The organism is Anaerobacillus alkalilacustris (assembly GCF_001866005.1).
In the GTDB taxonomy this organism is placed as follows: Bacteria; Bacillota; Bacilli; order Bacillales; family Anaerobacillaceae; genus Anaerobacillus; species Anaerobacillus alkalilacustris.
The window spans coordinates 1-26,564 of record NZ_MLQR01000004.1 but is presented as its reverse complement, the minus strand read 5'-3'; the positions used below and the strand labels follow the sequence as shown (position 1 = coordinate 26,564).

General features: G+C 34.0%; 27 protein-coding genes. 13 read left to right on the top strand and 14 right to left on the bottom strand.

Annotated features, from left to right (window positions below; genetic code table 11):
* The first annotated feature begins 138 nt into the window (after positions 1-138).
* The 3 genes from BKP37_RS04810 to BKP37_RS04800 all read left to right on the top strand — a co-directional run bounded on the left by BKP37_RS04810 (position 139) and on the right by BKP37_RS04800 (position 2,744).
* A complete protein-coding gene (locus BKP37_RS04810) occupies positions 139-984 on the top strand; it encodes an ABC transporter ATP-binding protein (protein ID WP_071308551.1) in 846 nt (281 codons plus the stop codon).
* On the top strand, positions 917-1,687 hold the full coding sequence (locus BKP37_RS04805) for an ABC transporter permease (protein ID WP_071308550.1): 771 nt from the start codon (positions 917-919) through the stop codon (positions 1,685-1,687). The genes BKP37_RS04810 and BKP37_RS04805 overlap by 68 nt, the downstream gene beginning before the upstream one ends.
* 64 nt (positions 1,688-1,751) lie before the next feature.
* Positions 1,752-2,744: an aliphatic sulfonate ABC transporter substrate-binding protein gene (locus BKP37_RS04800; protein WP_071308549.1), complete on the top strand. Its 993-nt coding sequence runs from the start codon at positions 1,752-1,754 to the stop codon at positions 2,742-2,744.
* A 366-nt stretch (positions 2,745-3,110) separates the two neighbouring features.
* Here the strand turns inward: BKP37_RS04800 and hemY are convergent, their stop codons facing one another.
* From hemY to BKP37_RS04760, 8 genes are all read right to left on the bottom strand, one after another.
* Positions 3,111-4,517 (bottom strand): protoporphyrinogen oxidase, encoded by a 1,407-nt coding sequence (hemY, locus tag BKP37_RS04795; protein ID WP_071308548.1) that lies wholly within the window; start codon positions 4,515-4,517, stop codon positions 3,111-3,113.
* A complete protein-coding gene (gene hemH / locus BKP37_RS04790) occupies positions 4,517-5,464 on the bottom strand; it encodes a ferrochelatase (protein WP_071308547.1) in 948 nt (315 codons plus the stop codon). Before hemH ends, hemY begins: the two co-directional genes overlap by 1 nt.
* Before the next feature lie 46 nt (positions 5,465-5,510).
* Positions 5,511-6,545, bottom strand: coding sequence for a uroporphyrinogen decarboxylase (gene hemE, locus BKP37_RS04785; RefSeq protein WP_071308546.1), 1,035 nt, complete (start codon positions 6,543-6,545; stop codon positions 5,511-5,513).
* A gap of 824 nt (positions 6,546-7,369) precedes the next feature.
* A complete protein-coding gene (locus BKP37_RS04780) occupies positions 7,370-8,896 on the bottom strand; it encodes a spore germination protein (protein ID WP_071308545.1) in 1,527 nt (508 codons plus the stop codon).
* 10 nt (positions 8,897-8,906) lie between these two features.
* Positions 8,907-10,100, bottom strand: a complete 1,194-nt coding sequence (locus BKP37_RS04775; RefSeq protein ID WP_071308544.1) for a Ger(x)C family spore germination protein — start codon at positions 10,098-10,100, stop codon at positions 8,907-8,909.
* Entirely contained in the window at positions 10,101-11,222 is a 1,122-nt protein-coding gene (locus tag BKP37_RS04770; protein WP_071308543.1) for a GerAB/ArcD/ProY family transporter, read from the bottom strand. It abuts the gene before it with no gap.
* Positions 11,223-11,229: 7 nt separating this feature from the next.
* On the bottom strand, positions 11,230-11,427 hold the full coding sequence (locus BKP37_RS04765) for a hypothetical protein (protein ID WP_071308542.1): 198 nt from the start codon (positions 11,425-11,427) through the stop codon (positions 11,230-11,232).
* Between the two features lie 102 nt (positions 11,428-11,529).
* Positions 11,530-13,716, bottom strand: a complete 2,187-nt coding sequence (locus BKP37_RS04760; protein ID WP_071308541.1) for a transglycosylase domain-containing protein — start codon at positions 13,714-13,716, stop codon at positions 11,530-11,532.
* A 218-nt stretch (positions 13,717-13,934) separates the two neighbouring features.
* Here BKP37_RS04760 and BKP37_RS04755 point away from each other — a divergent pair, with 218 nt between their 5' ends.
* Positions 13,935-14,666: a cytochrome c biogenesis CcdA family protein gene (locus BKP37_RS04755; RefSeq protein WP_084034553.1), complete on the top strand. Its 732-nt coding sequence runs from the start codon at positions 13,935-13,937 to the stop codon at positions 14,664-14,666.
* 703 nt (positions 14,667-15,369) lie between these two features.
* Here BKP37_RS04755 and BKP37_RS04750 read toward each other — a convergent pair.
* Genes BKP37_RS04750 through BKP37_RS04740 form a run of 3 tightly spaced genes read right to left on the bottom strand, consistent with a single transcriptional unit; the run spans position 15,370 to position 18,090 of the window.
* Entirely contained in the window at positions 15,370-16,104 is a 735-nt protein-coding gene (locus BKP37_RS04750; RefSeq protein WP_071308540.1) for an EcsC family protein, read from the bottom strand.
* Between the two features lie 32 nt (positions 16,105-16,136).
* Positions 16,137-17,351: an ABC transporter permease gene (locus tag BKP37_RS04745; protein WP_071308539.1), complete on the bottom strand. Its 1,215-nt coding sequence runs from the start codon at positions 17,349-17,351 to the stop codon at positions 16,137-16,139.
* Between the two features lies 1 nt (position 17,352).
* Positions 17,353-18,090 carry an ABC transporter ATP-binding protein gene (locus BKP37_RS04740; RefSeq protein WP_071308538.1) on the bottom strand — a complete coding sequence of 246 codons (738 nt, stop codon included), beginning with the start codon at positions 18,088-18,090 and terminating at the stop codon, positions 17,353-17,355.
* A gap of 154 nt (positions 18,091-18,244) precedes the next feature.
* Here BKP37_RS04740 and BKP37_RS04735 point away from each other — a divergent pair, with 154 nt between their 5' ends.
* Positions 18,245-18,676 carry an HIT family protein gene (locus tag BKP37_RS04735; protein WP_071308537.1) on the top strand — a complete coding sequence of 144 codons (432 nt, stop codon included), beginning with the start codon at positions 18,245-18,247 and terminating at the stop codon, positions 18,674-18,676.
* A gap of 311 nt (positions 18,677-18,987) precedes the next feature.
* Positions 18,988-20,076: a 3-phosphoserine/phosphohydroxythreonine transaminase gene (serC, locus tag BKP37_RS04730; RefSeq protein ID WP_071308536.1), complete on the top strand. Its 1,089-nt coding sequence runs from the start codon at positions 18,988-18,990 to the stop codon at positions 20,074-20,076.
* Positions 20,077-20,097: 21 nt separating this feature from the next.
* Here serC and BKP37_RS04725 read toward each other — a convergent pair whose 3' ends face one another.
* The gene (locus BKP37_RS04725; RefSeq protein WP_071308535.1) at positions 20,098-20,298 is read right to left on the bottom strand and encodes a hypothetical protein; all 201 of its coding nucleotides are present in this window, start codon (positions 20,296-20,298) and stop codon (positions 20,098-20,100) included.
* Positions 20,299-20,473: 175 nt separating this feature from the next.
* Here BKP37_RS04725 and BKP37_RS04720 point away from each other — a divergent pair, with 175 nt between their 5' ends.
* Together BKP37_RS04720 and BKP37_RS04715 are read left to right on the top strand one after the other, a co-directional pair.
* Entirely contained in the window at positions 20,474-20,836 is a 363-nt protein-coding gene (locus BKP37_RS04720) for a YtxH domain-containing protein (RefSeq protein ID WP_071308534.1), read from the top strand.
* A gap of 319 nt (positions 20,837-21,155) precedes the next feature.
* Positions 21,156-21,734 carry an HTH-type transcriptional regulator Hpr gene (locus tag BKP37_RS04715; protein WP_071308533.1) on the top strand — a complete coding sequence of 193 codons (579 nt, stop codon included), beginning with the start codon at positions 21,156-21,158 and terminating at the stop codon, positions 21,732-21,734.
* Here BKP37_RS04715 and BKP37_RS04710 read toward each other — a convergent pair.
* Together BKP37_RS04710 and BKP37_RS04705 are read right to left on the bottom strand one after the other, a co-directional pair.
* Positions 21,731-22,066, bottom strand: coding sequence for a DUF1878 family protein (locus BKP37_RS04710; RefSeq protein ID WP_071308532.1), 336 nt, complete (start codon positions 22,064-22,066; stop codon positions 21,731-21,733). The genes BKP37_RS04715 and BKP37_RS04710 overlap by 4 nt on opposite strands.
* Positions 22,067-22,113: 47 nt before the next feature.
* Positions 22,114-23,751 (bottom strand): diguanylate cyclase, encoded by a 1,638-nt coding sequence (locus BKP37_RS04705; protein WP_071308531.1) that lies wholly within the window; start codon positions 23,749-23,751, stop codon positions 22,114-22,116.
* Positions 23,752-24,079: 328 nt separating this feature from the next.
* On the opposite strand from BKP37_RS04705, the gene BKP37_RS04700 reads away from it, so the two are divergent.
* The 5 genes from BKP37_RS04700 to BKP37_RS19080 all read left to right on the top strand — a co-directional run.
* Positions 24,080-24,622 (top strand): DUF3267 domain-containing protein, encoded by a 543-nt coding sequence (locus tag BKP37_RS04700; protein WP_071308530.1) that lies wholly within the window; start codon positions 24,080-24,082, stop codon positions 24,620-24,622.
* A 129-nt stretch (positions 24,623-24,751) separates the two neighbouring features.
* Entirely contained in the window at positions 24,752-24,931 is a 180-nt protein-coding gene (locus BKP37_RS20405; RefSeq protein ID WP_071308756.1) for a hypothetical protein, read from the top strand.
* Positions 24,932-25,079: 148 nt separating this feature from the next.
* Positions 25,080-25,946: a peptidylprolyl isomerase gene (locus BKP37_RS04690; protein ID WP_071308529.1), complete on the top strand. Its 867-nt coding sequence runs from the start codon at positions 25,080-25,082 to the stop codon at positions 25,944-25,946.
* A 225-nt stretch (positions 25,947-26,171) separates the two neighbouring features.
* Positions 26,172-26,285, top strand: a complete 114-nt coding sequence (locus tag BKP37_RS19085) for a YjcZ family sporulation protein (protein ID WP_084034551.1) — start codon at positions 26,172-26,174, stop codon at positions 26,283-26,285.
* Between the two features lie 97 nt (positions 26,286-26,382).
* The coding region (locus BKP37_RS19080) for a hypothetical protein (RefSeq protein ID WP_139193064.1) at positions 26,383-26,564 on the top strand (182 nt) is incomplete at its 3' end.

Here is a 26,564-nt window from a genome sequence, read left to right as displayed (position 1 = left end):
ATTTTGACTATATTTTCTTTATATATATTTTTCAATACATTTCGTTGACAGTTTCATATATACATCATATACTAAGAGTACTTTAATTCCGACTAAAAATATATGTTTTATGATGTTAATAGGTTTGGAGGTTTGACTATGGATCATGTAATCATTAAGGACGTTGAAAAAACGTATTTTAATAAAGAAGAAAAGACTTCGTTTACCGTATTCAATAATATTAACTTAAAAATTAAAAAAGGAGAGTTTCTCTCACTTCTTGGACCTTCTGGATGCGGCAAGTCAACATTATTAAATATTATTGCAGGACTTGACAAATCAACAAAAGGGATGGTTCAAGTTGGGTCAAAACCAGTTAATGGACCTGGTCCTGATCGTGGTGTTGTATTCCAAGAAGCAGCACTAATGCCATGGTTAACAGTGTTAGAAAATGTAATGTTTGGTTTAAAGAAAAAAATGAACAAGGAACAAGCAGAAAAGAAAGCACTAGAATATTTAAAACTTGTACATTTAAGTAAATTCGTCAAATCTTACCCACACGAATTATCTGGCGGTATGAAACAACGCGTTTCCATTGCAAGAGCCTTAGCGATGGACCCAGAAATTTTATTAATGGATGAGCCATTTGGAGCTTTGGATGAGCAAACTCGCTCTATGCTTCATAAAGAAGTTCAATACATTTGGGAACAAACCGGTAAGACAATTATCTTTGTTACACACAACATTCGTGAGTCTGTACTTTTGTCGGATCGCATCATTTTAATGGGCACGAGACCAGGAGGGATTATTAGTGAGTTTCCAGTAAATATTCCAAGACCACGAAAACCTTCATCACCAGAATTCATAAAGCTAGAAGAAGATATTATGAATTTATTAGCTGGTGAAATCGAGAAAGTTATGAAGGAGGAAATGGGTGATGACTACAACTCTAAAAAGGCTAGTCTTCTTTACAGTTCTAATCGCAATATGGGAGAGCATATATAGGTTAAATTTAAATTTTGAATTTCGTACTACTCGATTTTCCCCCTCACCAAGCGGGGCGATCGAACAATTATATAAAGGATTTTTTGAATCTGGGATTTTAAGTAGTGCACTTATTACTAGTTTACAACGGATAAGCCTCGGTTTTACATTAGCTATAATTATCGGTTCTGCCCTAGGTATTTTATTAGGGCAATCAAAATTAGCAGATGAAACAATCGGTTCTTTAGTTATTGCTTTACAATCAATTCCTAGTATCGTTTGGCTTCCAATTGCCCTTATTCTGTTTGGTTCACAAGGAAACACTCCAATCATCTTTATTATCGTTCTTGGTGGAACATGGGCCATGACAATGAACATGCGAATGGGAATAAAAAACGTCCAACCAATATTAATAAGAGCAGCTAGGACAATGGGGTATAAAGGTTCTGAATTAGTCTGGAAAGTTATGATCCCAGCTTCTATTCCTGCAGCTTTAACCGGTGCACGTTTAGCTTGGGCATTTGGTTGGAGAGCATTAATGGCAGGTGAACTTTTAGGTCGTGGTGGCTTAGGGCGAACACTATTAGATGCTAGAGACATGTTTAATATGGATTTAGTTATTGCAATTATGGTAATTATTTCTGTTATTGGTTTAATTGTAGAATATTTAATTTTCGCTCCGATGGAGAAAAAAGTTATGACACGTTGGGGTTTAACAAAGTAATATTAAAATTTATGAAAGAAGTTTCATAAAATATTAAAATATCATGAATCTTGGGGGAATAATAATGAAGAAACTTTTATCAGTAACGCTGTTTATTTTAGCTGTTGCAATTTTGGCCGCTTGCGGATCAGATAAGTCTAATTCTGTAAGTATTGGTTATTTTCCAAACCTAGATCACGCAGCTGGGATTATCGGAAAAGAGAAAGGCTTTTTTGAAGAAGAATTAGAAGGTAAAGATGTGGCATTTACAAACTTTCCAAATGGAAATGACTTTATCGAAGCACTAGATAGTGGGTCTATTCAACTTGGATATGTTGGTCCAGGTCCAGCCATTAACTATTTCTTAGCAGGAGGCGATATCGTCGTTTTAGGAGCTGCAGCTAATGGGGCAACATTAATCGTTGCTAGAGAAGATGCAGGAATAGAAACGTTAGAAGATTTCGCTGGAAAATCATTTTGTACACCAGGTAACGGATGCACACATAATGTACAGTTAGAAATTATGCTTCAAGATATTGGATTAACAACAACTAGACGCGGTGGAACTGTCGATCATCAACCACGTGTAAACCCAGCAAATATGATGATTATGTTTGAGCAAGGTGAAATTGATGCTGCTGCAGCTCCAGAGCCATGGGGAACATATTTAGTTGAAGAGTTAGGTGCAAAGGTTATTACCGAATGGAATGATGTATTCTTAGGAGAAACTCTTCCAAGTGTTGTTGTTGTTACAACACCTCAGTTTTTAAACGAAAACCCAGAAGCTGTTGACCAATTTTTACGTGCCCATAAACGCGCTGTTGAATATACACAGGAACACACTGAAGATACACTAGCTACAATTAACGATTCTCTTTATGAGCTATCGCAAACACGACTTCCTGAGTCAGTTTTAGAGAATGCATGGACTAGAATGGTTGTTACAACTGAAACACATTCAGATGCTCTTCAAGCTTGGGCTACGGCTTCATATGAATTAAACTTTATTGATAACGAGCCTAACTTAGATGGTTTCGTAGACACATCAAGACTTGATAAGATATTAGCAGATAACTAAATCTAATATATATTTAAAAATTCACAAAAAACGATAGGATGATTTTATCCTATCGTTTTTCTTCTATAAAACAGTAGAACACTTCTTAGAAACCGCCTATTAACTACTGTATTTAAAATTAGAAAAATATTTATACATAAAGTAAAACCTATTTCACAAATAACTCTTTTACTTCTTAAACATTTTCATTCTACAAAAGTTACTTACCGCAATTACATGTGAACCCCTCCCTAGCTTCTTGCTACGGAAATAGACTTCGAGCGAGGATGCACGTAAACTAAACACCTTTCTTGCTTTAGAAAATTACACTTATCCTCATATGAAAAATACCCTTTTAGTAAAGACTAATTACTAAAAGGGCATTTTTCATATGAGGTTTTTCTTTAATTTCTGAACAACAGCTTCACCTTGGTCAATACAATCCGGTACACCAATACCTTCGTAGGAACCGCCGGCTACATAGACCCCTGGCAATTGCTTTTGCAATTGATCTTTTACCTCTTCAATTAGTTGTTTATGTCCAACAACATATTGAGTCATGGAATGTTTCCAACGGTGAATAATATGAAATTCTGGTTTCACATCGATTTTCATTGTTTTATTCAAATCCGTTAATACAGCATCTATTATTTTATCATCAGACCAATCAACAATTGAATCGTTGCCAGCTCTTCCTACATAACAGCGTAGTAACGCATAGCCTTCAGGGGTAGAATGGTGCCATTTTTTATGTGTCCATGTACAAGCAGTTATATTATACTCACTTTTCTTTGCAACTACAAAGCCTGTTCCATTAATATCTTGTTTGATTGCATTTTTAGGAAAAGCCATAGCGACTGTTGCAACAGATGTAGATGGAATACTAGCTAATGGTTGCAAGAAAGAATAGTCTTTAAAAGCCTGTTCTGTTACATAATGCGGAGTTGCCATTACAACATAGTCAAATAATTCAACTGCTCCACTAGAGAAGGTTAGCTCATACTGCTCACCTTTCTTTACAACTTTTACAATCCCAACACCTTTAACGATCGAATCTTCGTCTAGATGCTTTTCAATTCCATCTACAAATGATTGTAAACCCCGTTTAAAGGACAAAAACATTCCTTTCGGCTTTTCTCTTGAAACATTTTTAGGCTTTGGCGGTGTCGCTTTCTTCATTCCCAAAATAAGACTACGATGTTTTTGTTCCACTTGGTGAAATTGCGGAAATGTAGCCATTAAGCTTAATTTGTCGATATCACCTGCGTAAATTCCCGAAAGTAGTGGTTCAATAAGATTATCGACAACTTCATTGCCTAGGCGCTTTCGAAAAAAGCTTCCTAATGACATATCCACATCAGGGTCACTCGCTTTTGGTAAAATTAAATCTCCAGCTGCCCGTAATTTTCCTAGTGGTGAAAATAATTTTGTTGTCGCAAAAGGGGCCATTTGTGTTGGAATACCCATAATTGCCCCGCCTGGCATAGGATAAAGCTTACCATTCACTAGTATAAATGAGCCTCCTGTCCCATTATGAACAAGTTCTTGTTCTAATCCTACTTCTTTTGCAAATCTAGAAGCACTTTGTTTTCTTGCAAGAAAGGAATCTGGGCCCATCTCAATAACAAAGCCATTTCGATAATCTGTAGCGATTTTCCCACCTAACTTTGTAGATTTCTCATAAAGGCGGTATTCACAATCTAAATTATTTGCTAAAATTTCTTTTTGTAAGTAGTACGCAGCTGTTAATCCAGTTATTCCACCGCCGATAATTGCTACTCTCTTTTTACTCATTAGCGCTCACTTTCTTTCTTTGAAAACTTATTCATAACAACATCCGCTAAACAATCAATAAAATTAATGCTATCATTTGGCATTGGTGGACGATAGTATTGAATTCCTAGCTCATTTGTTACTACTTTACATTCAATATCATTGTCATACAAAACTTCTAAGTGGTCAGCAACAAAGCCAACTGGACAATAAATTATTGAAGTATAGCCATTTTGATGATATAAATCTCTCGTTAAGTCTTGAACATCTGGTCCTAACCAAAGATCAGGTGTATTCCCTTCACTTTGCCATCCAATTGTATAATGTTTAATACTAGCTGCTTGAGCAATTAAATCACCTGTTTCTTGTAGTTGCTTCACGTACGGATCACCATGCTGTAAGATTTTTTCCGGAAGACTATGAGCCGAAAAAATAACAACAGCCTTTTCTTTTTCTTCATTATTCATATTAACAAAGATCTCTTTTATTTGAGCTGCCCAATATTGAATAAACTTTGGGTGGCTATACCAACTATCGATACTATAAATTCTTGGTCCGCCTACCTCTTCTGATCGCTCTTTTGCTCGACCATTATATGACTTAACACTAAATGTTGAGTAATGTGGTGCTAATACTATACTTACCGCCTCTTCAATTCCATCATTTTTCATCTGATCAACAGCATCTTCAATAAATGGATCAATGTGCTTTAATCCTAAATAAAGCTTAAACTCAACATCTTGATTTAATTCATTTAACCTTTTTTCTAACCCTTTAGCCTGTGAAGCCGTTATTTTGGCTAACGGAGAAATACCTCCTATTGCTTCATAGCGTTCAATAAGCTCATCTAGCATCTCCTCCGAAGGTTTTCTTCCACGTCTAATATGTGTATAATAAGGCTCAATTTCCTCAATCTTACGAGGAGTTCCATAAGCCATTACTAGTAAACCTATCCTTTTCTTAGACATTTTATTGCACCTTTCTTTTCATTCTACACCCATAGATACAAAATGATTATTTAGTTGTATATTCATGAACAAAAGCAGTTAATTTACGTAATGTATCAGGATTCACTTGTGGAAAAACACCGTGGCCAAGATTGAATATAAAGCCACCTTCGTGAGCCATTCCTTGATCTAGAATTTCTTTTGCTTTCGTTTCAATTACATCCCAAGGTGCAAGTAAAATTGCCGGATCTAAATTACCTTGAACAGTTTTTTTGATTCCACGCTCACCGGCTTCTTTAATTGATAATCTCCAATCTAGCCCAACTACATCTAACGGAAGGTCGTGCCATTCATTTGCCAGGTGACTAGCACCGACACCGAACATAATAAGTGGAACATTCTCTTCTTTTAATGCTGTAAAGATTTTTTGCATAGTAGGTTTAATAAATGTTCGATAATCTTGTACATTTAACGCTCCTACCCATGAATCAAAAATTTGAATGGCTTGTGAACCAGCATGAATTTGTGCCTTACAATAAGTAATTGTCATATCTGCTAGTTTATCCATTAATAAAAACCAGCTTTCAGGCTGTGAATACATAAACGCCTTTGTATTATTATAGTTTTTTGAAGGTCCACCTTCAATCATATAGCTTGCAAGTGTAAATGGCGCTCCGCCAAATGAAATTAACGGAACGGTTAATTGTTCTCTTAACAATTTAATTGTGTCTAATACATAAGCAACATCTGCTTGTGGGTTAATAGTTCCCAATTTCTCCACATCAGCCATTGTTCGAACAGGGTTGGCAATAACAGGACCAATTCCAGGTTTAATTTCTACATCTACCCCAATAGCAGGAAGTGGTGTCATAATGTCCTTATAAAGAATTGCAGCATCATTATTATATTGATCTACAGGAAGCTTTGTCACATAGGCACAGAGCTCAGGTTGATGTGTAATTTCAAATAATGAATATTTTTCTTTAATCGCACGGTACTCAGGCTGAGATCTCCCTGCTTGTCTCATATACCACACAGGAACATGCGAAACACTCTCCCCTTTACATGCTTTTAAAAAATTCCCATTAAAATTTATTGTCATTTCGTCCTCACCCTTCTTTTAAGGTATTACTTTTATTATGTAAATCACAACACTTAGTAAATTTTCTTTTGTAAAGTTCTTATATACCTTTTTACTATATACTTTCTTAAGGAAGTCTGTATATATTTTCGAACAACTTGTCATAAAACCGATCTTTTTTTCCGACTTTTTCAATAGTATTACTTTATTTAACTTTACACTTTTGTAGCTTTCGCCCTCCTAACAAGGTTCTTTGATTTACCTAATTACTATCTTAACGATAGCCAATCGGTTTATATGTGATATTTTTAACATTTCGTTTTTTAAAAATATAAAGTTCATAAAACTGATAAAATTTCATTAGAAAAGCACAAGCGCCTTGGTCACGAGCGAAAGGCACTGGAAGGCCTTTGACAGAAGCCGCTCTTTGGCTTCCGAAAAGGACTGAAGTGACCGAGCTCGTAGGCGCTGAAGCTAGACAGTTTCCAAGTTAGAAATTTATAAATTCTGATACTGTTAGAAAAGCACAAGCGCCTTGGTCACGAGCGAACGGCACTGGAAGGCCTTTGACAGAAGCCGCTCTTTGGCTTCCTACGTGCTTCTGCGTCTTCTAGTATTGCTTCGTAGTAAGCTTCCTCGAAGCAAAGCTGCATGAAGCTATTCAGAGACGTTATTCATGTAGTTATTGAAGTCAATAGCTTGACTGAAGTGACCGAGCTCGTAGGCGCTGAAGCTAGACAGTTTCCAAGTTAGAAATTTATAAATTCTGATACTGTTAGAAAAGCACAAGCGCCTTGGTCACGAGCAGCTGCTCCTGTGCCACTCCGTTTGCTCAAGAGCAAGCGCTATAAACCTTTCTTTTGTTGATCTGGCGACTTCAATTCTGTAGAGCGTTTAGTTAAAACACTTAAAGGTGCTCTAATAAGTAAATCTAACCAATCTCCAAAGTGGTAGGGAGCAAATGGTGCCGTATAATAAGCACCTAAACTCCTTAAACCAACAAGGTGAATATTTATGAAGATATAAACCATGACAAGACCATATAAACCAAACACTGCTGCGCTTAGCATCATCAAAAAACGGATTACCCGAAAAGCAATGCTGATGTTGTAGGCAGGAATGGAAAACGATGCTATGGCAGTAAGTGCAACAACGATGACCATAACCGGACTAACAATCCCAGCCCGAACTGCAGCATCTCCAATGACAAGCCCACCAACAATTCCGATTGTTTGTCCTACCGCTCTTGGTAATCTAACTCCCGCTTCACGTAGAAGTTCAATTGTTACTTCCATAAATATCGCTTCAATTAATGCTGGAAATGGTACACCTTCCCTAGAGGCAGCAATTGAAACGGCTAACGTAGTCGGAAGCATTCCTTGGTGAAAGGAAACCATTGCGATATATATAGCCGGAAGAAATATAGCGATTAGGGCGGCAAAATATCGCAGCACCCGAATTAATGAACCAATTTGCCAACGATCATAGTAATCTTCTGGTGAGCGAAATAACATATGAAACATTACTGGAGCCATTAACGCAAATGGACTGCCATCGTGAAATATCACAACATTTCCATTCATTAAAGCTGCAACTATTTTATCAGGGCGTTCCGTTCTAGACATTTGCGGAAAAACAGATAATACATTGTCTTCAATAAGTTGTTCTAATGTCCCTGTTTCAGTAACATGATCATTATTTATACATGAAACTCTATACCGGATTTCATCAATAAATTTTTCGTTCGCGACACCTTTAATATAAACGACCGCAATATCGCTTTTAGCTCTTCTGCCTAATGTACCAAATTGAACAGTTAAGTTCGGATCTCGAATTCGTCTACGTACTTGTAGAATGTTCGTATGTAACGATTCAACAAATCCATCTCTAGGTCCACGAACAACGACTTCACTTTCTGGCTCCGCAATACCTCTTTCATTAAATTTGCGAGTTTCAAAAAGAATTAACTCCTTTAATCCATCAATAACCAATATGGTTTCACCAGAAAGGAACGGAAGCATCGCCTTTTCCAACGATTTTTCAAATTTAAGTTCAGAAAGAGTGATGACTTCATTTTGCAAATAGAATAAAAAATCTTTTTCATCAAATCGATCTGGCTCGGTAAAGTATATTAACGGGCGAATAATATCTTCCTCTATACTATCAGAATCACATAATCCATCAACAAAAAAGAGTGTTGCTCTAATTTTTTTACCAATTAAAAAATCCCTTTGAATAATATCATCGCTTTCACCGACGATATTATTGATTGACTCAACTGTTTTATCAATGTTTCCAGTAAATTCAATTTGGAATTCTGCTTCCTTCCTTACTTCCGTCGAATGTAGCTTTGAAAATAATTTTTTTAGCATCGCACTCACCTTACGAAACTTTTTCTTCAGTCATGTAATGTCTGATTTTCACCTTGGCCGAAACATCAATGGTTGCCTTTGAAAACAATCCACCTTCTCCACCCCAATTCTCTTCAATCCCTTTCCAATAACGATAATTTTTTTGCTTTACCTTTTTATATAGACCAAAAATATCTGCATGAAATTCGTGTTGCAGTTTGTCAATGATGTTTTTGGCTAAATGTTCAATTTCCTTTTCTACCGCCACTTCCAACTTTTCATTCATATCTTCACTGAGTTCTATGTCTCCTAGCCAACTTTCACCTAAAAATCCTTCAGCCTTAATGTCTATTTGAAAATAATCTTGATCATTTTTACGTTGATAATTGATGACCGACCCCATCGTGTCAATTTCAAAAACAAACAATTTCCCGTCTTTATCAACTTCTAAAATCGCATTAAATGCATCACCCGTTACTAAGCTATACGCCAATAAATCGATTTCCCCTAACCAACCAACAAATTCATTTGTTCGTCCTAAAAAAACACCAGCTCCTGCAACTTTAAAATCTATCCCCTCAAAGGGAGTTATTCTTGGGAGAATATAACTTTGATCATTAATAATATCTTTTGCTAAATCACCTATTTCTTTTGGAGGTGGCATCGCATGATTAGCTTTATAATTCTCTTGAACCATCTTAATAGAAGTAGTTGGCATAAGTTCAAGAGGAAGTTTGTGTTGTAAGCTTCCGTTTGCCGCTCCGTTAGAAATAAAAACCAACGCGTTTCTGCGCATCTCGTGATCTCTAATGTAAAAATCAATAAGGTGGCCGATCATCGATCCTGATTTCGTAAGTTCTTCATTTATGATAATCACTTTTAAATGCTCGTAATTAAGGCGACGACTTCTCCGTGCTGCTATGTTTCGATTAATTTTAAAATTCGTTCTTCCAACAGAAGTAATATTAAAAAAAGCGTCATCTGTGGCTACTCCTTCTCCATTAGCTGCACTTGGAATAAATACTTGGTACGTTGTTTTATAAAGGTGACCAGGTGTTATACCTGTTTCTTTTTGAAACTGTTCCTTATAAAGTTCTAAATCTTTTTTTTCTATAGGATCTAAAGCAACTGCTGCTACAAACCCGACCTCCTCTATTTCTGTTGAATCCCAACAAGAAGTTAACAGTGATAAAACAGCGAAGAGAAAAAATAACTTACGGAGCACTCACATCGCCTCGCTTCCCTCTTGTTTTTGTTTCTTCTTTTTAACGACAACAAACGTATATCCAATAATTAGTGAAATAATCGTAATAAACATTGCAAAATAAGAAAGTAAATCCCCAAATATAAATGTCTCTTGAATGGAGTTAGGGATAAACGCAATGATAAATGAAAAAAAAGTGATAATTATCGCAATGGTGGAGCTTCGTGGTTTCGTTATTAATACCTCCTTTACTAATCTTGTAGCAAGAAAATGAGAAATGGTCATTGTATTGAAAATGGTCATAATCCAAACCGTTATGAGAAGGGGTTCCATACGTTCAATAATACCTTGGACAACTTCTAACTCTTTTGCTAAAGCAACTAATGGAAAAGCAATAACTTTCGTTCCCTCTACTGAAAGTACACTATAAGAAATGGCAACAACCGCGACATAAAAAATCGTTATTACCGTAATTCCCCCATTCAAAGGAGCAGCCATAATATCTTTTAGCTTCATAAACGCTATGAAAAAAAATAATATTTCAAATCCTAAAAATGAAAAAACAGTATCGGAAACTCCTGTTATGATGGGAGAAATGCCTTCTGCTGCTATAGGAAGTAAGTGATCGACTTGTCCCTCTCCCATACTAAACATAAGAATAATAAAGATCATGATTAATACAATAGGTAAGAACATTAAATTTAAGTGAACGATACCTTGAAGCCCTTTGGTCACTGCATAAGTAGTCGCTAAAAAAATAATAACGGCAGTAATTTCTGAAGGAGTTTCGGCTAGTAAATACATTCGAATAACAATGGTTAGTATTCTAGCTTCATAAGACAACAAAGACAAAAAGTGTACAAAGAATGCGATTGTTAGCAACTTCCCTATCCACTTTCCTTTCGAACTCTTACTTACAAACATAAAAAGTGTTTCACCAGGGAAATGACGATGAAGTTTCACTATGAAGAAAATGATAACCATCGTCATCAAGGAGCCGATTCCTACTGAAATCCACCCATCTGGTGTTTCCATTGACGAAGCTAAAACACGTGGTAAAGTTAAGATACCAACTCCGATAATCATACAAATGAGTGTTACTGACATTTCTATTTTTGAAATTTGATAGCTATTTGGATCCATAGTTCACCTACTTAGTATCATTTCCATTTTGAAAAGCTTTTCTTTGCTTTTGATTCTTTTCTTCCATCCATGGTAATTTAACCTTTTCAACTAACCAGTTTGTTACTGACCGTGTAATAAACATGACAATACATAGCGCAACAGCTGTCCAAAAAATCCCCCGATTAGGTAAAAAGCCAAAAATTCGATCTATTAAATCGTTCATCTCAATCTCCTCGAACTACTTTTATCATAATAGTATTTTTCACCTTACTTCCTAAAATATGTATATGAAATCTACATAACAAAACTCCGCAGGTAACGAAACCTACGGAGTATTATTTATCCCTTTAATATTGTTGTCTTCGGAACCTACTAATGAAAAACTTACTTTCGCTTGATTCGAAGGTACACCTTCCATATTTGTTTGAGGATTATACGCCTTTACAACATAATCATTTAATGAAAATAAATTAACTCCACGAACAAAATACTCACCACTGCCTTCAACTTGCCCGATCTTTATTAATTTCCCGGTACGATTAACTTCATAAATATGGTAATGAAGTCTTTCATCATTAGACGTTGACCATTGTAAATGTACAGTTAAACCTAGACCTTTAAAAGAAAGAGAAGCGTATAAATCATCAATCTCTACGAGACGAACCGGCGACTCTAACTCAATTACATGATCAGGTTTTGTAAAAGTCAATGAGTTCTTTTCAACCTCTGCTTTATTAACAATTTCTTTAAATAATTTTGTTGGATATGAACTTCCTACAGTAAGATGGTGGTCAAGATCCGTTCGATCAAAACCCATCCATAATGAACCTACTAATTCCGGAGTAAAACCAACAAACCACGCATCTCTAACAGCTCCCTCTACTCCTGTGAAGGATGTTGTCCCTGTTTTTCCAGCCAAAGCTACATCGATATGACCGAGACGTGCAGTACCATCTGTTACAACTGCTTCCAACATTCTAGTCATATACCAAGCCGTTTGAGAAGACAACACTTGGCGTTCAACCTTATTAACGTCTACTATTTTTTCACCATTACGATCATATAGTTCTAAAATAAAATAAGGCTCTATCATGTTACCTTCACTTGCAAAAGGACGATAAGCAGTCGCTAATTCAAGTGGAGTTAACCCTTCAGACATTCCTCCTAAAGCAAGTGCCAAACCTTTTTCTTCAATAGAGATACCAAATTCCTTTAAATAACCCTTTCCCTCTTCAATCGTTAATTCATTTAACAGCCAAACAGCCGGCGCATTAGCTGAACTAACCAAAGCATCGTACATTGTAATCTCACCATCATAGTAGTTACTATAATTTCGTGGTTGATACCCAGCATAATCTATTAATTCATCTTTCAGAAGCGAATACGGCTCATAAAGCCCTGACTCTAAAGCCGGACTGTAAACAATTAGAGGCTTAATCGTTGAACCAGGCTGTCTTTTAACATTTACTCGATTTATCCCTTTTCTTACATAATCCCTACCACCTAGGGCTACAGTGACTCCTCCTGTTTCATTGTCTAAAAGTACAAAGGCAGCTTCAACCTTTTGATTAGGACCATCCTTTGGGAAATATGTTTCATCTAAAAACAGATCATAAGTCTTGTTTTGAAGATGAGTATCCATCGGTACAACGATCGTATAACCCCCACGTAAGATCTCAGCATTTGATAATTGGTAAAGCGATTCTGCCTCTTCTAATACCATATCAACGTATGTTAAATAAGCAGGATTTTCAGAAATTTTATTGAAATCTACATTTATAGAACGTCTTTGTAAAGTAACGGCATCTTCGGCGGATATATAACCTCTTCGTTCCATAACACTTAATGTAAGGTTTCTCCTTTGTTTACTTAATTCCAAATTATTAAAAGGAGAATACGTATTTGGGGCTTTAGGCAAACTTGCTAACAACGCTCCTTCATCGACCGTAAGCTCACTTACATCTTTATTAAAATAAAGGTTTGCAGCAGCTTGTATCCCATAAGCCCCGTGTCCGAAGTAAATTCTATTTAAATACATCTCTAGAATTTCCTGTTTACTATAACGTCGCTCTAAATTAATTGCTATTACTACTTCTTTTGTTTTTCTCATCAATGTTTTTTCATTCGATAAAAACGTATTCTTTACTAATTGCTGTGTAATTGTGCTTCCACCTTCAACTTTCGCTCGAGCAATAATGTCTCGATACAAAGCTCTACCAATTGCACGAAAATCAATACCACGATGATCGTAAAATCTAGCATCTTCAACAGCTACAAAGGCCTCTTGTACATGATTTGGCACAGTTGAAATTGGTACAATTTCACGATTTTCAACAAAAAGTTTTGTTATTATTTCCCCATCTTCATTGACTAAGGTCGTTGCAGCATCCATAACAAGTTTTTTATTATCGATAGCATAGTTTCCTAACAGGATAATAGTAATATAGATAGAGAAACTTAAAATAAACATAAACGAAAATAGTGCAATACCAATTACAAGGCTTTTACGCATAAAAGACCTCCTTTCTATCTCATATAGATTTCATAGATATATTATTTTATATTAACGCACATTCGACATATAGTGCAATTTTACGACTTTCTTTTCTATACGAACAAAGGTATCATAAAGTTACAAGTTGCTTTTATATTCTATGATAAAATATACTTGATAAACTCGTACCTTAAGGTGTTTTTAGTACTCCATAATTAATATAAGAGGTGTTTTGATTGGTCATTACAGAATTTACTTTTATTTCGATTTGGCTAGCATTATTAGCTGGAATAGTCTCTTTTTTATCACCTTGTATTTTCCCGTTAGTTCCTGCATATTTGGCTCAGCTAACCGGAACGTCCATTTCTGATAATCAACTTCATGCAGACCGAAAGTTAATTATTTCTAGAAGTCTAGGCTTTATTATTGGATTCACAATTATCTTTCTACTATTAGGTGCCTCAAGTACCGCTTTCGGACAACTGTTCATGAGAAACCGGGAATTACTCGAGAAAATTGGTGGCATAGTTATCGTTGTCTTAGGCTTACAAATGCTTGGTTTATTTTCTATAAAAATGTTAATGAGTGAAAAAAAACTTCAAACAAAACCGAAGAAGTCGATGAGTTTTTTAGGTTCCGTTGGGTTTGGGTTTGTATTTGGTGCTGGCTGGTCCCCTTGCATCGGACTGGTCCTATCTTCTATTCTTATTTTAGCTGCTCAAAGCGGAACAATGGCATCAGGGATGTTATTATTATTCGTGTACTCTATCGGACTTGGTATTCCGTTTCTGCTCGTGGCTCTCCTTTACTCACGATCACTAAATAAGATTAGAAGAATAAATAAGTATTTACCAATTATTCAAAAGACTAGTGGTATTGTTATGATTATTCTTGGTATTCTTTTATATACTGGGTTATTTGCTCGTATTTCTGGATGGTTAGCTCAATATATTCCATTTAACTTTTAATACACAGTTTATTATTTATCGTTGGAAAAAACTATAATTTCTCGCATACCACTTTCTTAATTAAACCGAAAGTAAATAACCGAAAAATTTTTCTTAACTGAGTAAATTTCATAGTTACAAGAACCGACCTACATAAATCTATATCTAGTTACGAACGCTTCAACGTAACTAGATATAGCATCTTAGTGGCGATAATGATGGATTATGAAATTCATTAAACTGTAAAAAGAGCCAACTAAAGGAACGTTAACTTTAGCTGGCTCTTTTTTACAGTATCAGAATTTATAAATTTCTAACTTGAAAAACTGTCTAGCGCAAGCAGCCTACGAGCTCGGTCACTTCAGTCAAGCTACTGACTTCAATAACTACATGAATAACGTCTCTGAATAGCTTCATGCAGCTTTGCTCCTGCGGTTACTCGTCGCACGGAAAACAATTGCTCCTGCGGTTACTCGTCGCACGGAAAACAATTGCTCCTGCGGTTACTCGTCGCACAAAACACTGCTTCGAGGAAGCTTACTACGAGGCAATACTAGACAGACGCTAAAAGCACGTAGGAAGCCAAAGAGCGGCTTCTGTCAAAGGCCGCCCCAGTGAAGCTACTACTCGGATTACTACGAAGCAGCTTTGCGACAAGCGAACGGAGTGGCACAGGAGCAGCTGCTCGTGACCAAGGCGCTTGCGCTTTTCTTGGTTACTTTGTTTATGACTCTAATAATCTCATCCGATAACTATTCTTAGCTGTTTCCCCTAAGACTTCGAGAAAATGATAGTTTGCAATAGCACCTACAATCGCACCAAATCCTGGTATTAGTTGTAATAGCTTTATCAAGTCGATATGATCTCGATATTCAAGCTGGAAAGATTTCCAATTTATCTCCTCTAAGTATGTTTCTTTATCGGGTAAATCATCTTTTATTTGTTCCCATCTCTTAATCTTTTCAAAGACATCTCTTTTTTTATTGTCACTTGAATATGCAAGCTGAAAAAGATAAAGAATAAATAATCTTTCTCGATAATCTTTTACATCAAAACCATAAATACTTGCAGCTTCAAATAAAAATCTCATTTTTATCGATAAAAGTAAAGGAAAATCGACCATTCCTAGAATTATTCCGCCCGCACCTGTTCCAGCACCTTCGAATGCCGCTGTCTTCTTATATACTTTCACTTTCTCTTCTAACTTTATCTCTCGTTCTTGTAAAGGAACACCTTCTAATGGAATAGTTGTCGTAGTGTACTCAGAACCTACTAAAGTCGCTTGCACCATATTTTTTACACTTATTGTAAAGATCGAATGAATTTTTTCAGGTATTTGGTTATTTACTTTTGTTTGTAACTTTCTAGTATAAATGCTAGCTAGGGAGCTTTTTTTCTCCACTTTCCTTTGCCAACGCTTTAGCTCTATTCGTGCTCTATCCTCATATAACTCATCCAACTCCCCACTCACCTCCAACAATAAAACTTATCCTAACTTTGACTTGTCTTATTCATGTAAAAATACGAATATAGATAACTAAATACAAACCCTAATACCAAAACAAAGAGGGCCTCTGTTAGATTCGTTGCTAAAAATGTAAACAAAGTAAAAATACTAACTTTAATTAAAAGCAAAGAAAAGACGACTGAAGAAAAAGCTTTCTTCCTTACTTCTACATCTATCGGATATAAATCAATCCACAAGTTAAGATTATGATGTTTCATAAGTGTTGATAACTGTAATGCTGACATATAAAGAAAAAGCAGAGCTACAAATATTCGTCCGTAATCAATCTGAACATAAAATAAAAAAACGATTGCAACGATGGTTAGTCGAATATAAATACCAAAATAATCATTAGCCCTAATAAAAGATTTTAAAAATAAATATGGAAAGGTTGATGTTTGATTAAACGTTAATAAATTTGGAATAGAGCTCCAAAATTTTCTTTGCTTTACTTTTGTACTCAACTTCGGTACATCGGTAAACATATTGGCGATACGATAAAAAAACATAACCATTCTCTCTTCTACTTCTATTAAAACCTCCCATTTCAAACTATGCTGCTGCTTTAAATGTTGATAATAAAGTAATAGTAATAATCCTTTCATAATAACTAAAGCAACGATAAAATAAATTGATGCTCCTGAAAAAAGAAAATATGTTAATGTCAAATTAACAACAAACCTCATAAGTGTATGTGCCTGCCGTATACCTAAAAATAATAGTCTAGCTTCTTCCCATTGAACAATAAGATTCCACCCTTTGCTAATAAGCAATACTACAATGACAAATATCAGTGAGCTTGCATCATCTACAATAAAATGACGGTACATCGGCGTTAATAACACTATCACGAAAGTAATCACAAAACTTTGTACGATAAATGAGTAAAAGAAAGAAAAACGAAAATATGCTTGTAATTTGCCTTCTATTGGTGATAGAAAAACAACATCAGCTGATTTTAGAAATGTTCGTAGCGGACTTTTGGTTACAAATACCGCAGTTATAGCAGCTAAAAATAGGGCAGCCGGAAACCACTCAGGAAGCCACTTTAACAATTCACTATAATAATAACTTCCAGCGATGATTGATAAATATATTGTAAACAAAAATCCACTGTTACCAATTAGGCGTAAATATCTTATTGCCCTACTCCAATAATCTTTTGCACGCTGACTCCATAATTCTTCAATAGTATTCATATTAGCCTTCCTTTGTTATTTCAATATAAATATCGTCTAACGCTGCACCTGGCATACTTGTTTTCTCCCTTAATTGCTCTAATGTTCCCTCAACTATGATTTTCCCGTGATGTAACATAATAAAGCGATCACAATACCTTTCAGCAGTTGAAAGAATATGAGTAGACATCAAAATTCCAGCATCTTGCTCCTTCATTAGAACAAGATGATTTAATAAAGATTTTATAGCAATAGGATCTAATCCTATAAAAGGTTCATCTATTATATAAAGTGGCGGGTATAATAAAAAAGCGCACATAATCATTACTTTTTGACGCATTCCTTTTGAAAAGTGGCCCGGAAACCAATTTAACATTTTTTCCATACGGAACTCTTTTAAAAGGTGGCTACTTCTTTCCTTTAACTCTTCCTGTGATAATCCATAAGCCATAGCTGTAACATTTAAATGCTCTTGTAATGTTAGATCGTCATATAAAATAGGTGTTTCAGGTATATAAGAATAAGAAAGACGATACTCATTTGGAGAATCTAGAAAGCTTCTTCCATTTATTTTTATTTCACCACTGTGAAGTTCCATTAACCCTAAGATATGCTTTATCGTTGTACTTTTACCTGCACCATTCAACCCAATTAATCCAACTATTTCACCTTTATTAACAGAAAAAGAGAGGTCGTGCAAAACTGATTTGCCCTTATGATAGCCACCACATACATGATTTAGTTCCAACAATGTACTCATCTCATTCTCCTTATATTAGAAAAATTTACTATAAATATAGTAACAAATTATCTTATAAAGGGAAACTTTTCACAGTGGTCGCATTTCATTCATTTTTATGATAAAATTTGTTAAAAATTTCTACAAAATAAAAAGATTTGAAAGGATGGACCAAATGTCTATGCATGAGAATTGTATTTTTTGCAAAATTGTAAATGGAGACATTCCAGCAGCAAAAGTGTTTGAAAATGAGCACGTTCTGGCATTTTTAGATATTAGTCAAGTATCAAAAGGTCATACACTCGTAATTCCAAAGCTACATCAAGAAAATATTTTTGAATTAAAGCCAGAAACAGCTAAAGAATTATTTAGTGTTGTACCTAAGATCTCAAATGCTATTAAAGAAGCTTATAAACCACTTGGTTTGAACATATTAAACAATAATGGTGAAATCGCAGGCCAAACAGTATTTCATTATCACTTACATTTAATACCTAGATATGGAAAAGGTGATGGTTTTGGTGCTGTATGGCATGATCATAGCTCCCAATATAAAAAAGAAGACTTACAAGAAATTGCTTCTGAAATTTCCTCATCAATTAAGTGACTGTCATAATTACCAAAAGCGAGCACCTAAATATATATCTAGTTACGAATAGATATATATTTAGGTGCTGAGAATAATGAATGATGAAATACATAAAATATAAAAATTAATTTTTCATAAAAACGCAGGAAAATCAAAAGTTTTTAACTACCCAATAATTAGAGGTAAAAATTACCTTAATTGTTCCTTGAAAATATTTTGTGAATTTTTAAAAAAATAATAGCAAATTCTACAGTTAACATGGTAGGATAAAACTATTATTTTAATCATTTAACGTATAAATGTATGAAAGAAGTTAGGAGTGGAAAACAGTGAAAAGAGCATACAATTTTAATGCTGGACCATCTGCATTACCATTAGAGGTTTTATTAAAAGCCCAAGAGGAATTAGTAAACTTCCAAGATACAGGAATGTCTGTAATGGAACTTAGTCATCGAAGTAAAGATTATGAGGCTGTTCATAATGAAGCTCAATCTTTATTGAAACAGCTTTTACAAATACCTGATAACTACGAAGTCCTTTTTATACAAGGTGGTGCTAGTTTACAATTTTCGATGATCCCAATGAACTTTTTAGCCGAGGGGCAAGTTGGAAACTATGTCTTAACTGGATCGTGGTCAGAAAAAGCAATCAAAGAAGCAAAAATACTAGGACGAGCTACTTCTATTGCAGCTAGTGCTAAAGAAACGAATTATGACCGTATCCCTAAATTATCCGAACTTAACGTTGCGCCAGAGGATGGATACTTACACATCACTTCTAATAATACGATCTTCGGAACACAATGGAAGGAATTCCCAACCGTTAAAGACAATATGTTAATTGCCGATATGTCGAGTGATATTTTAAGTAAACCATTACCTATTAATAATTTTGCTATGATTTATGCTGGTGCACAAAAAAATCTTGGTCCATCTGGTATAACTGTTGTTATTATCCGTAAAGACTTACTTGAAAGAAGTCATGATCAAGTTCCATCAGTATTACGATATGATACTTTTTCAAAAAATAACTCTTTATATAACACTCCACCAACTTTCGCAATTTATATGTTAAGAAATGTTCTACAATGGGTTACTGATCAAGGTGGGGTAGAAGCCATTGCAAAATTAAATGAAGATAAAGCAGCTCTTATTTATAACGCTATCGATGAAAGTAATGGATTTTATAAAGGGCATGCCCAAAATGACAGTCGTTCACTAATGAACATTACATTTAATTTATCTTCTGATGAATTAAGCAAGAAATTTTTACAAGAGGCTAAAGATGCTGGATTTGTAGGATTAAATGGGCATCGTTCAGTAGGTGGTTGCAGAGCATCTACTTATAATGCCGTTCCATTTGAGGCTTGTGAAGCATTACGTAACTTTATGATTAAATTTCAAAAATCAAACGCATAACAAAGTTAAAACGGAGTTGGATTATCCAACTCCGTAAAAGTATAGAATAATGCCTAAACATAAGCTTACGCATCCGAAAATACCAAGAATACTTCCATATCGTAAGTACTTTCTTTTATCTTCCAATTCTTGTCTCATTTTTTTGACGAATAAGAACGTGTGAAGCATTCCGTATAATAAAACCATAGCTAAAGAGATTAAGGCAAACACAAAACTATACATGTAACCCCCTCCTCTTTTTTGTGAAATTTGTTTATTTTTAGATAATATTACAGATTTCAAAGGAATATTAATGGAATATTATAGAAATATCATTATTTTATTCAAACATTTTCTAAAATGTGATAATCTATAAAAAAAACGGACGCCTCTAATTATGGTGAAAGGAATGGTGCTAATGAGTGGAAAATCACTTTTTTATGGTTTCGTAACTGGAAGTATTATTGCTGGTGCAGTTACATTATTGTCTACACCAAAATCAGGTGCAGAAGTACAAAAATTAGTTGTTACCAATGCAAATGAGCTTATTAACTCACTCTCCTGTGTCAAAGAAAAAACGTTAAAACTTAAATCTCAAGTTGAAACAGTTGCAAAGGAAGGCTCAACAACTATAAAAAGTGTCTCAAATGAAGTCCAAAACTCGATTAAAGAATGGAAAAAAGATGTTGAGCCCACTATGACAGATATCCAAAAAAGTATTCAGGAACTTCACGAGACTATAGATCAACTTGAAAGAGAAATTAAAAAACCTCTTTTATGAATTGAATAACTTATCTACATTAAACTATCTGATTTATTACAAAATAACTAACAAACCAGAGGTAGTCCTAAGTGCAATTTAAATTGAATTTTAATAACGATAATGGCTTCCTGTCATAAAGTAAACTACATGAAGGAAGCCTTAGTTTTATTTTAAAATTGTTACACTTTAAAGTCTTAATGCGCTAAAAATTATCAGAAAATAAAATAAATTTAAATTTTTTGTTGTTTTCAAATTCTACTATGTGATATTATGTATATATCATTTTACTAAAAAAGTAATGAACATTCTAAATCCTATAATACAACGGAGGTTTTATATGGATAAGAATTCGCCATACTCCATCAAACAATCAATTATATTTGCTCATAAGGTTGCTCAATTAAGTAAAGCATTGTGGAAATCTATAGAGAAAGATTGGCAAAATTGGATCAAACCATTTGATTTGAATATTAATGAACATCATATCTTATTAATTGCCTATCAACTTGAGGGAGCTTCTATTTCTGATGTTGCTAAATTTGGGGTAATGCACGTTTCAACTGCATTTAACTTCTCAAAAAAACTTGAGGAAAGAGGACTCTTAACTTTTTCGAAGAAACAAAATGATAAGCGTAATACTTATATATGCTTAACTGACGAAGGTGAAAAGTTATTACTAGACACTTTAGAAGTATTCGACCCTAGAGAATATGGGATTTATGAAGGTGCCTTACCAATTAAAGAACTTTACGGGAAATTCCCTGAGTTCTCTGAGGTCATGACAATAGTAAGACATATTTACGGTCCCGACTTTATGGTTATTTTTGAAAAAACATTAGAAAAAATGGAGCAAGACTTTAGTGAAGAAAACGGATGTTTAATTAGCACCTCTAACGTGAAAGCTGAAACAAGTTAAGTTTGTTTACTAGCCTTTATTAATTCATTTGTTAAATCACGATAAATACCTTGATCATGTAAAGCCTCTAACGTTTTAAAGGGGTCTAGTTTATAATTAAGCATACCAACAAAATGTGTAAGAAGAGGGAAGAAAGTAACAAACCCCTCTTCTTTTTGTTTTTCATACTCATTATTCAAATGTTTACAAAGATAGAATATTTCTTCTACTTCTTTTTTTGATAACTTATTATTTATAATCATAGAATAAAAAGGGTAAGAAGTTTTTGTTACTGAAAGAAGTAGCTCTTGATAGAATTCCAATCTTAGAATTTTTTCTTCATTCGTTTCCATTAACTGACTTCCCCCTTATATCAGTTTATTAATCGAGTTGTCCAAATTTATCTTACTAAGAAACGGTTAATTCTTGCTTTTAGCTCTATTAAGGAAAATGGCTTTGTAATATAATCATCTGCCCCTGCATCTAACGCTTTAGCAATATTTTCCTCAGATTGGTTTGCTGTTAACATGATAATTGCTGTTTGTTTAAACCTAATATTCTTTCTTATTTCAACCAAAACATCGTAACCATTCATTTCGGGCATCAAACCATCAAGTAAAATTAATTTTGGATGCTCACGCTTAGCAATTTCAAGCGCTTCCCTACCGTTTGTGGCTTCTAATAAGGACCACTCTTCCTCATTTAGACCGTCCAATAATATTTGCCGTGTAAACCTATCGTCATCAACAATTAAAATTTTCGATTGTTGCTTCTTCAGCTTCAATTTTGGCTCATATATGAACACTCGATTACGTCCATTATTCTTAGCTGCGTACAGTGCTATATCAGCCAAATTTAATATTTCAACAGGATTATTTATACTAGACTGGGCGGATGCAATTCCACCACTAAATGTCTGCTGAATAACTTTAACACCGACTTTAATATGTAATTTTGAGTACTCTTTTCGTAATAAATTCAGTTTTTTCCAAGCGTTTTTCTCCTCAGTTCTTGGCATTAATAAAATAAATTCTTCACCACCATAACGAGCAAAGATATCGGTATTCCTTATTTTTCCTCTAATAAACTTTGTAAATTCTACTAATACTTTATCACCAACCGAATGCCCATACTTGTCATTCACGTGTTTAAAGTAATCTAAGTCAAATATTGCTACAGAATGAACAAATTGCTTTTCTTTATGATTACTTAAGTAATATTCGAGTCGCTCCATCATAAATTTTCTTGAATAAATTCCTGTCAACTCATCTATGTTCACTTGATTTTTCATACGTAAAGCTTTATCAGTTAATCTCATTACTTTTAAGAATAAATCATCCATGATAAAAGGTTTTAAGATTGAGTCGTCGGTCTCGAATTTTATTCTTTCGATCAATTTAGTTTGATTTTTATGACCTATGGCAATGATCGGCACAAAAAAATCACTGACTTTTCGCTTTAATTTTTCAATAAACTCTTCTATTGTAATATCGACTAAATCTACTCCAAATAGAATGCAATCTGGTAATGTTTCATCAATAATTTGAAGTCCTAGATTACCTCTATGTGATTTTAAAACATTAAATCCAGCTTCTGATAATAGGCGAGCAATTTTGTTTAAAAAAAGCAAATCATCTTCAATGATTAATAAAGTTTTTGGATGGTCTTTATGATTATATTCTTTTACTAAATGTAAGACTTGTTCATCTTTTATTTTGGGCAAGCGATATTGAATTTGCGTAGGAGTATGTATAATAAGTAATATTTCATCTAATAAATGCAAAAATGCACGTTCCATATAAAGTGGTAAGTATCCACTTTTAACCATAGTTAATAACGTCTGAGCAATGTGGGTGACATCGTTCATATTGAATTTTTTTGATGAAGCTTCTAGATCTTGAAGTTGTTCCAACATCTCAGAGGAAAGTTCTCTATTAGCATTACTTCTGTTAATAACTTCATTCATTAATACTTCTATTTTTTTCGGGGTTTGTATCAAGTATATTTCTTTACTAGCTTTTAGCTTATTCGGATCCATCTAATCCCCCTCTCTTATACAATAAAAAAACTGGTAATTATGTGAATTTTCAAATCCCATTTTTTGAGCCGCATCAATCTAAACCTAAATGGGACCTACCATATAGTATCTTAAATGCATGAAATTCGTATAATAAAATTAATTAATTCCAATGAATACAACATTCTCATATTAAAAAGATCCATACTTATTATACATTGAACATAATACGTATTGGAAAGAAATAATCCTAAAAATTACTCATAATTTTTTCTATAAACTATTGAAATCCTAATAAAAAAAGCGTAAATTAATCAAGTATGTCTAAAATGTTAGGAGTTTTCTTACTATGTTTTGTTATAAATCCGTGAACGTTATTGAACAATATGGCAGAAGTAAAATTGTTTTCTTTTCTTCAAGTGCATTTCTTTCATTTTTTATTTTGTACTACTTAATTTTTAGAACCTTTATTTCTAACACAACTTTACATGATCTTGGTTTTATATTTTTTATTGTATCGATATATATTATTATTCCAATTCATTCCTTATTTCATTATATACCATTATTTATAACTAATAAAAAAATAAAATTAATATTAAAATTTTTAAAAGGTGTACCAATAGTTGCTGGAAAAGTTCCTAATCCTGTACCAAAGAACCTAGCAATAATTGTTCTACTTTTTCCTACTATAATGATTACTACTTTGGCGATAATCAGCTCTTTACTAGCACCACAATTATTGCATTATATCTCCTTAATTGCAGCTGTAAATATAGGGCTATGTATTTATGACATCATTCCATTAATTCAAATTGTCAAAGCCCCTAAAGATTCATATATTCAAATCTATAAAAGTGGATACCGTATATTAAGAACTAGCAGAAATTAGGAGAAATCCTAACATATCACTCGGATATTTTAATTATTTAGTGTTAGTATTATTTCCAACTAAAAACTATCTTTTTTTCTAATTAAATGATAAAGTAATAGGTGGTATCCTACGGACATGGAGGTAACTATGCTAATATTTTATTTTCCCTTTGCTTTATTTATCTTATTCATGATTAATTCTATGACAAATTCATTATGCCTTCAGAAGGAAATCCCTGAAGAAAAGCAACCTAAAGTTTTCCGTACTATAAATGTTCTAATTACTATACTATTAACTTCATCTTATATTAAAATCCTCTTCACTTAAAATGAAAAGGATTTTTTATTACATAATGTTTTGCCAATGAACTAATATTGTCATAAAAATTTTTAGTTACTTTTTTCTTTTATTGGTTTTTTTATGCTATAGTAATCATTGTGTCAACTAGAAGAATATGATAGAGGAGTTGTAGAACGTGAAAAAGTTAATAACAGCATTCGCTTTAACTGGATTACTCGCACTTTCTGCTTGTACCGGCGCTAATACTAATGAAGATCGTGTTATCGCAGAAGTTGAAGGTATTGCGATTACAGAAGCTGAATTTATTACCCAATTAAAAGAGGCTCATGGTGATCAAGTACTTACCATGTTAGTACAAGAGAAGTTATTTGAAGCTGAAGCAGAGAAATTAAACATTACTGAAGAAGATGTTAACAATGAGCTTGATAAGGTTAGAGAAGCATATGTGCTTACTGACGATGATGATTTTACTAATTTTCTGCTAGTTCAAGGTTTCAGTGATGAAAGCGAGTTCATCACTTTAGTTAAACAACATTTAGTGATTCAAAAAATTGCAAGTCAAGATGTAGAAGTAACAGAAGAGGAAGTTCTTAAAGAGTATGAAGCAGGAAAAGAAGTAGAAGCTAGCCACATCTTAGTTTCTGACCTGGACACTGCTGAAGAAATTCTAGACAAGCTTAACGATGGTGAAGACTTTAGCGAACTTGCCCAAGAACACTCCATTGATCCAGGAAGTGGAGCTGAAGGAGGTCAATTAGGCTCATTCGAACGTGGTAGAATGGTTCCAGAATTTGAAGATGTTGCATTCTCACTTGAAGTTGGAGAGATTAGCGATCCTGTTCAATCCGACTTTGGCTATCACATTATTAAAGTAACTGACCGTACACCGTTTGAAGAAGACTTTGAGGATGTAAAAGAAGAATTAGAAGAACTTTTAGCAAGAAGACAATCTAGACCAATTGATGAAGTTCAAAGAGAATTAATGAATAATGCAAAGATTAATATTAAAGACAATCAATTTAAGCATCTTTTTAACAATTAAAACTTTTGAAAAACACAAAGGATTACCATTCTTTGTGTTTTTTTGTTTCTTGCTACAGTAGAACAACCTTACAATTTATTCATTAATAAGCTTGTTTATATCGTCGGACCTACAACTTAATGGGAAATTTCCATAATAGCCCAGTACGAAAATTATATTTCTTACATAGAGTGATTAAGAGAGGAAAAGATCCTCATCAAAAAAAGACTGAAAGGATGATTTAACATGACAGGTTGTATACCACCAGCACCAGCACCAGGACCAGCGGTAGGATTTGCGTTAATCTTAGTATTATTTATTCTATTAGTAATTATTGGTGCAGCTTATGTAGCTTATTAATACGATCACGAAAAAAGAGCTGACGATAATGGAGGGCACTGAAAAAGTCCCTTTCAAACTCAAAAGCACCCTTTCCTTCTATTTTATGAAGGAAAGGGTGCTTTTTTGTCGAATTATTTTATTAACAAATAAGAAGTGGGTGTTAACGATGATTCCAAATCAACAAGCAATGAGTTTAAGCCCTTATATGGCACTATATGATATAATCGTGCCCAAAGATAACATGCTTCGAAAAATTAATGAACTTATTGATTTTTCCTTTGTATATAATGAACTTAA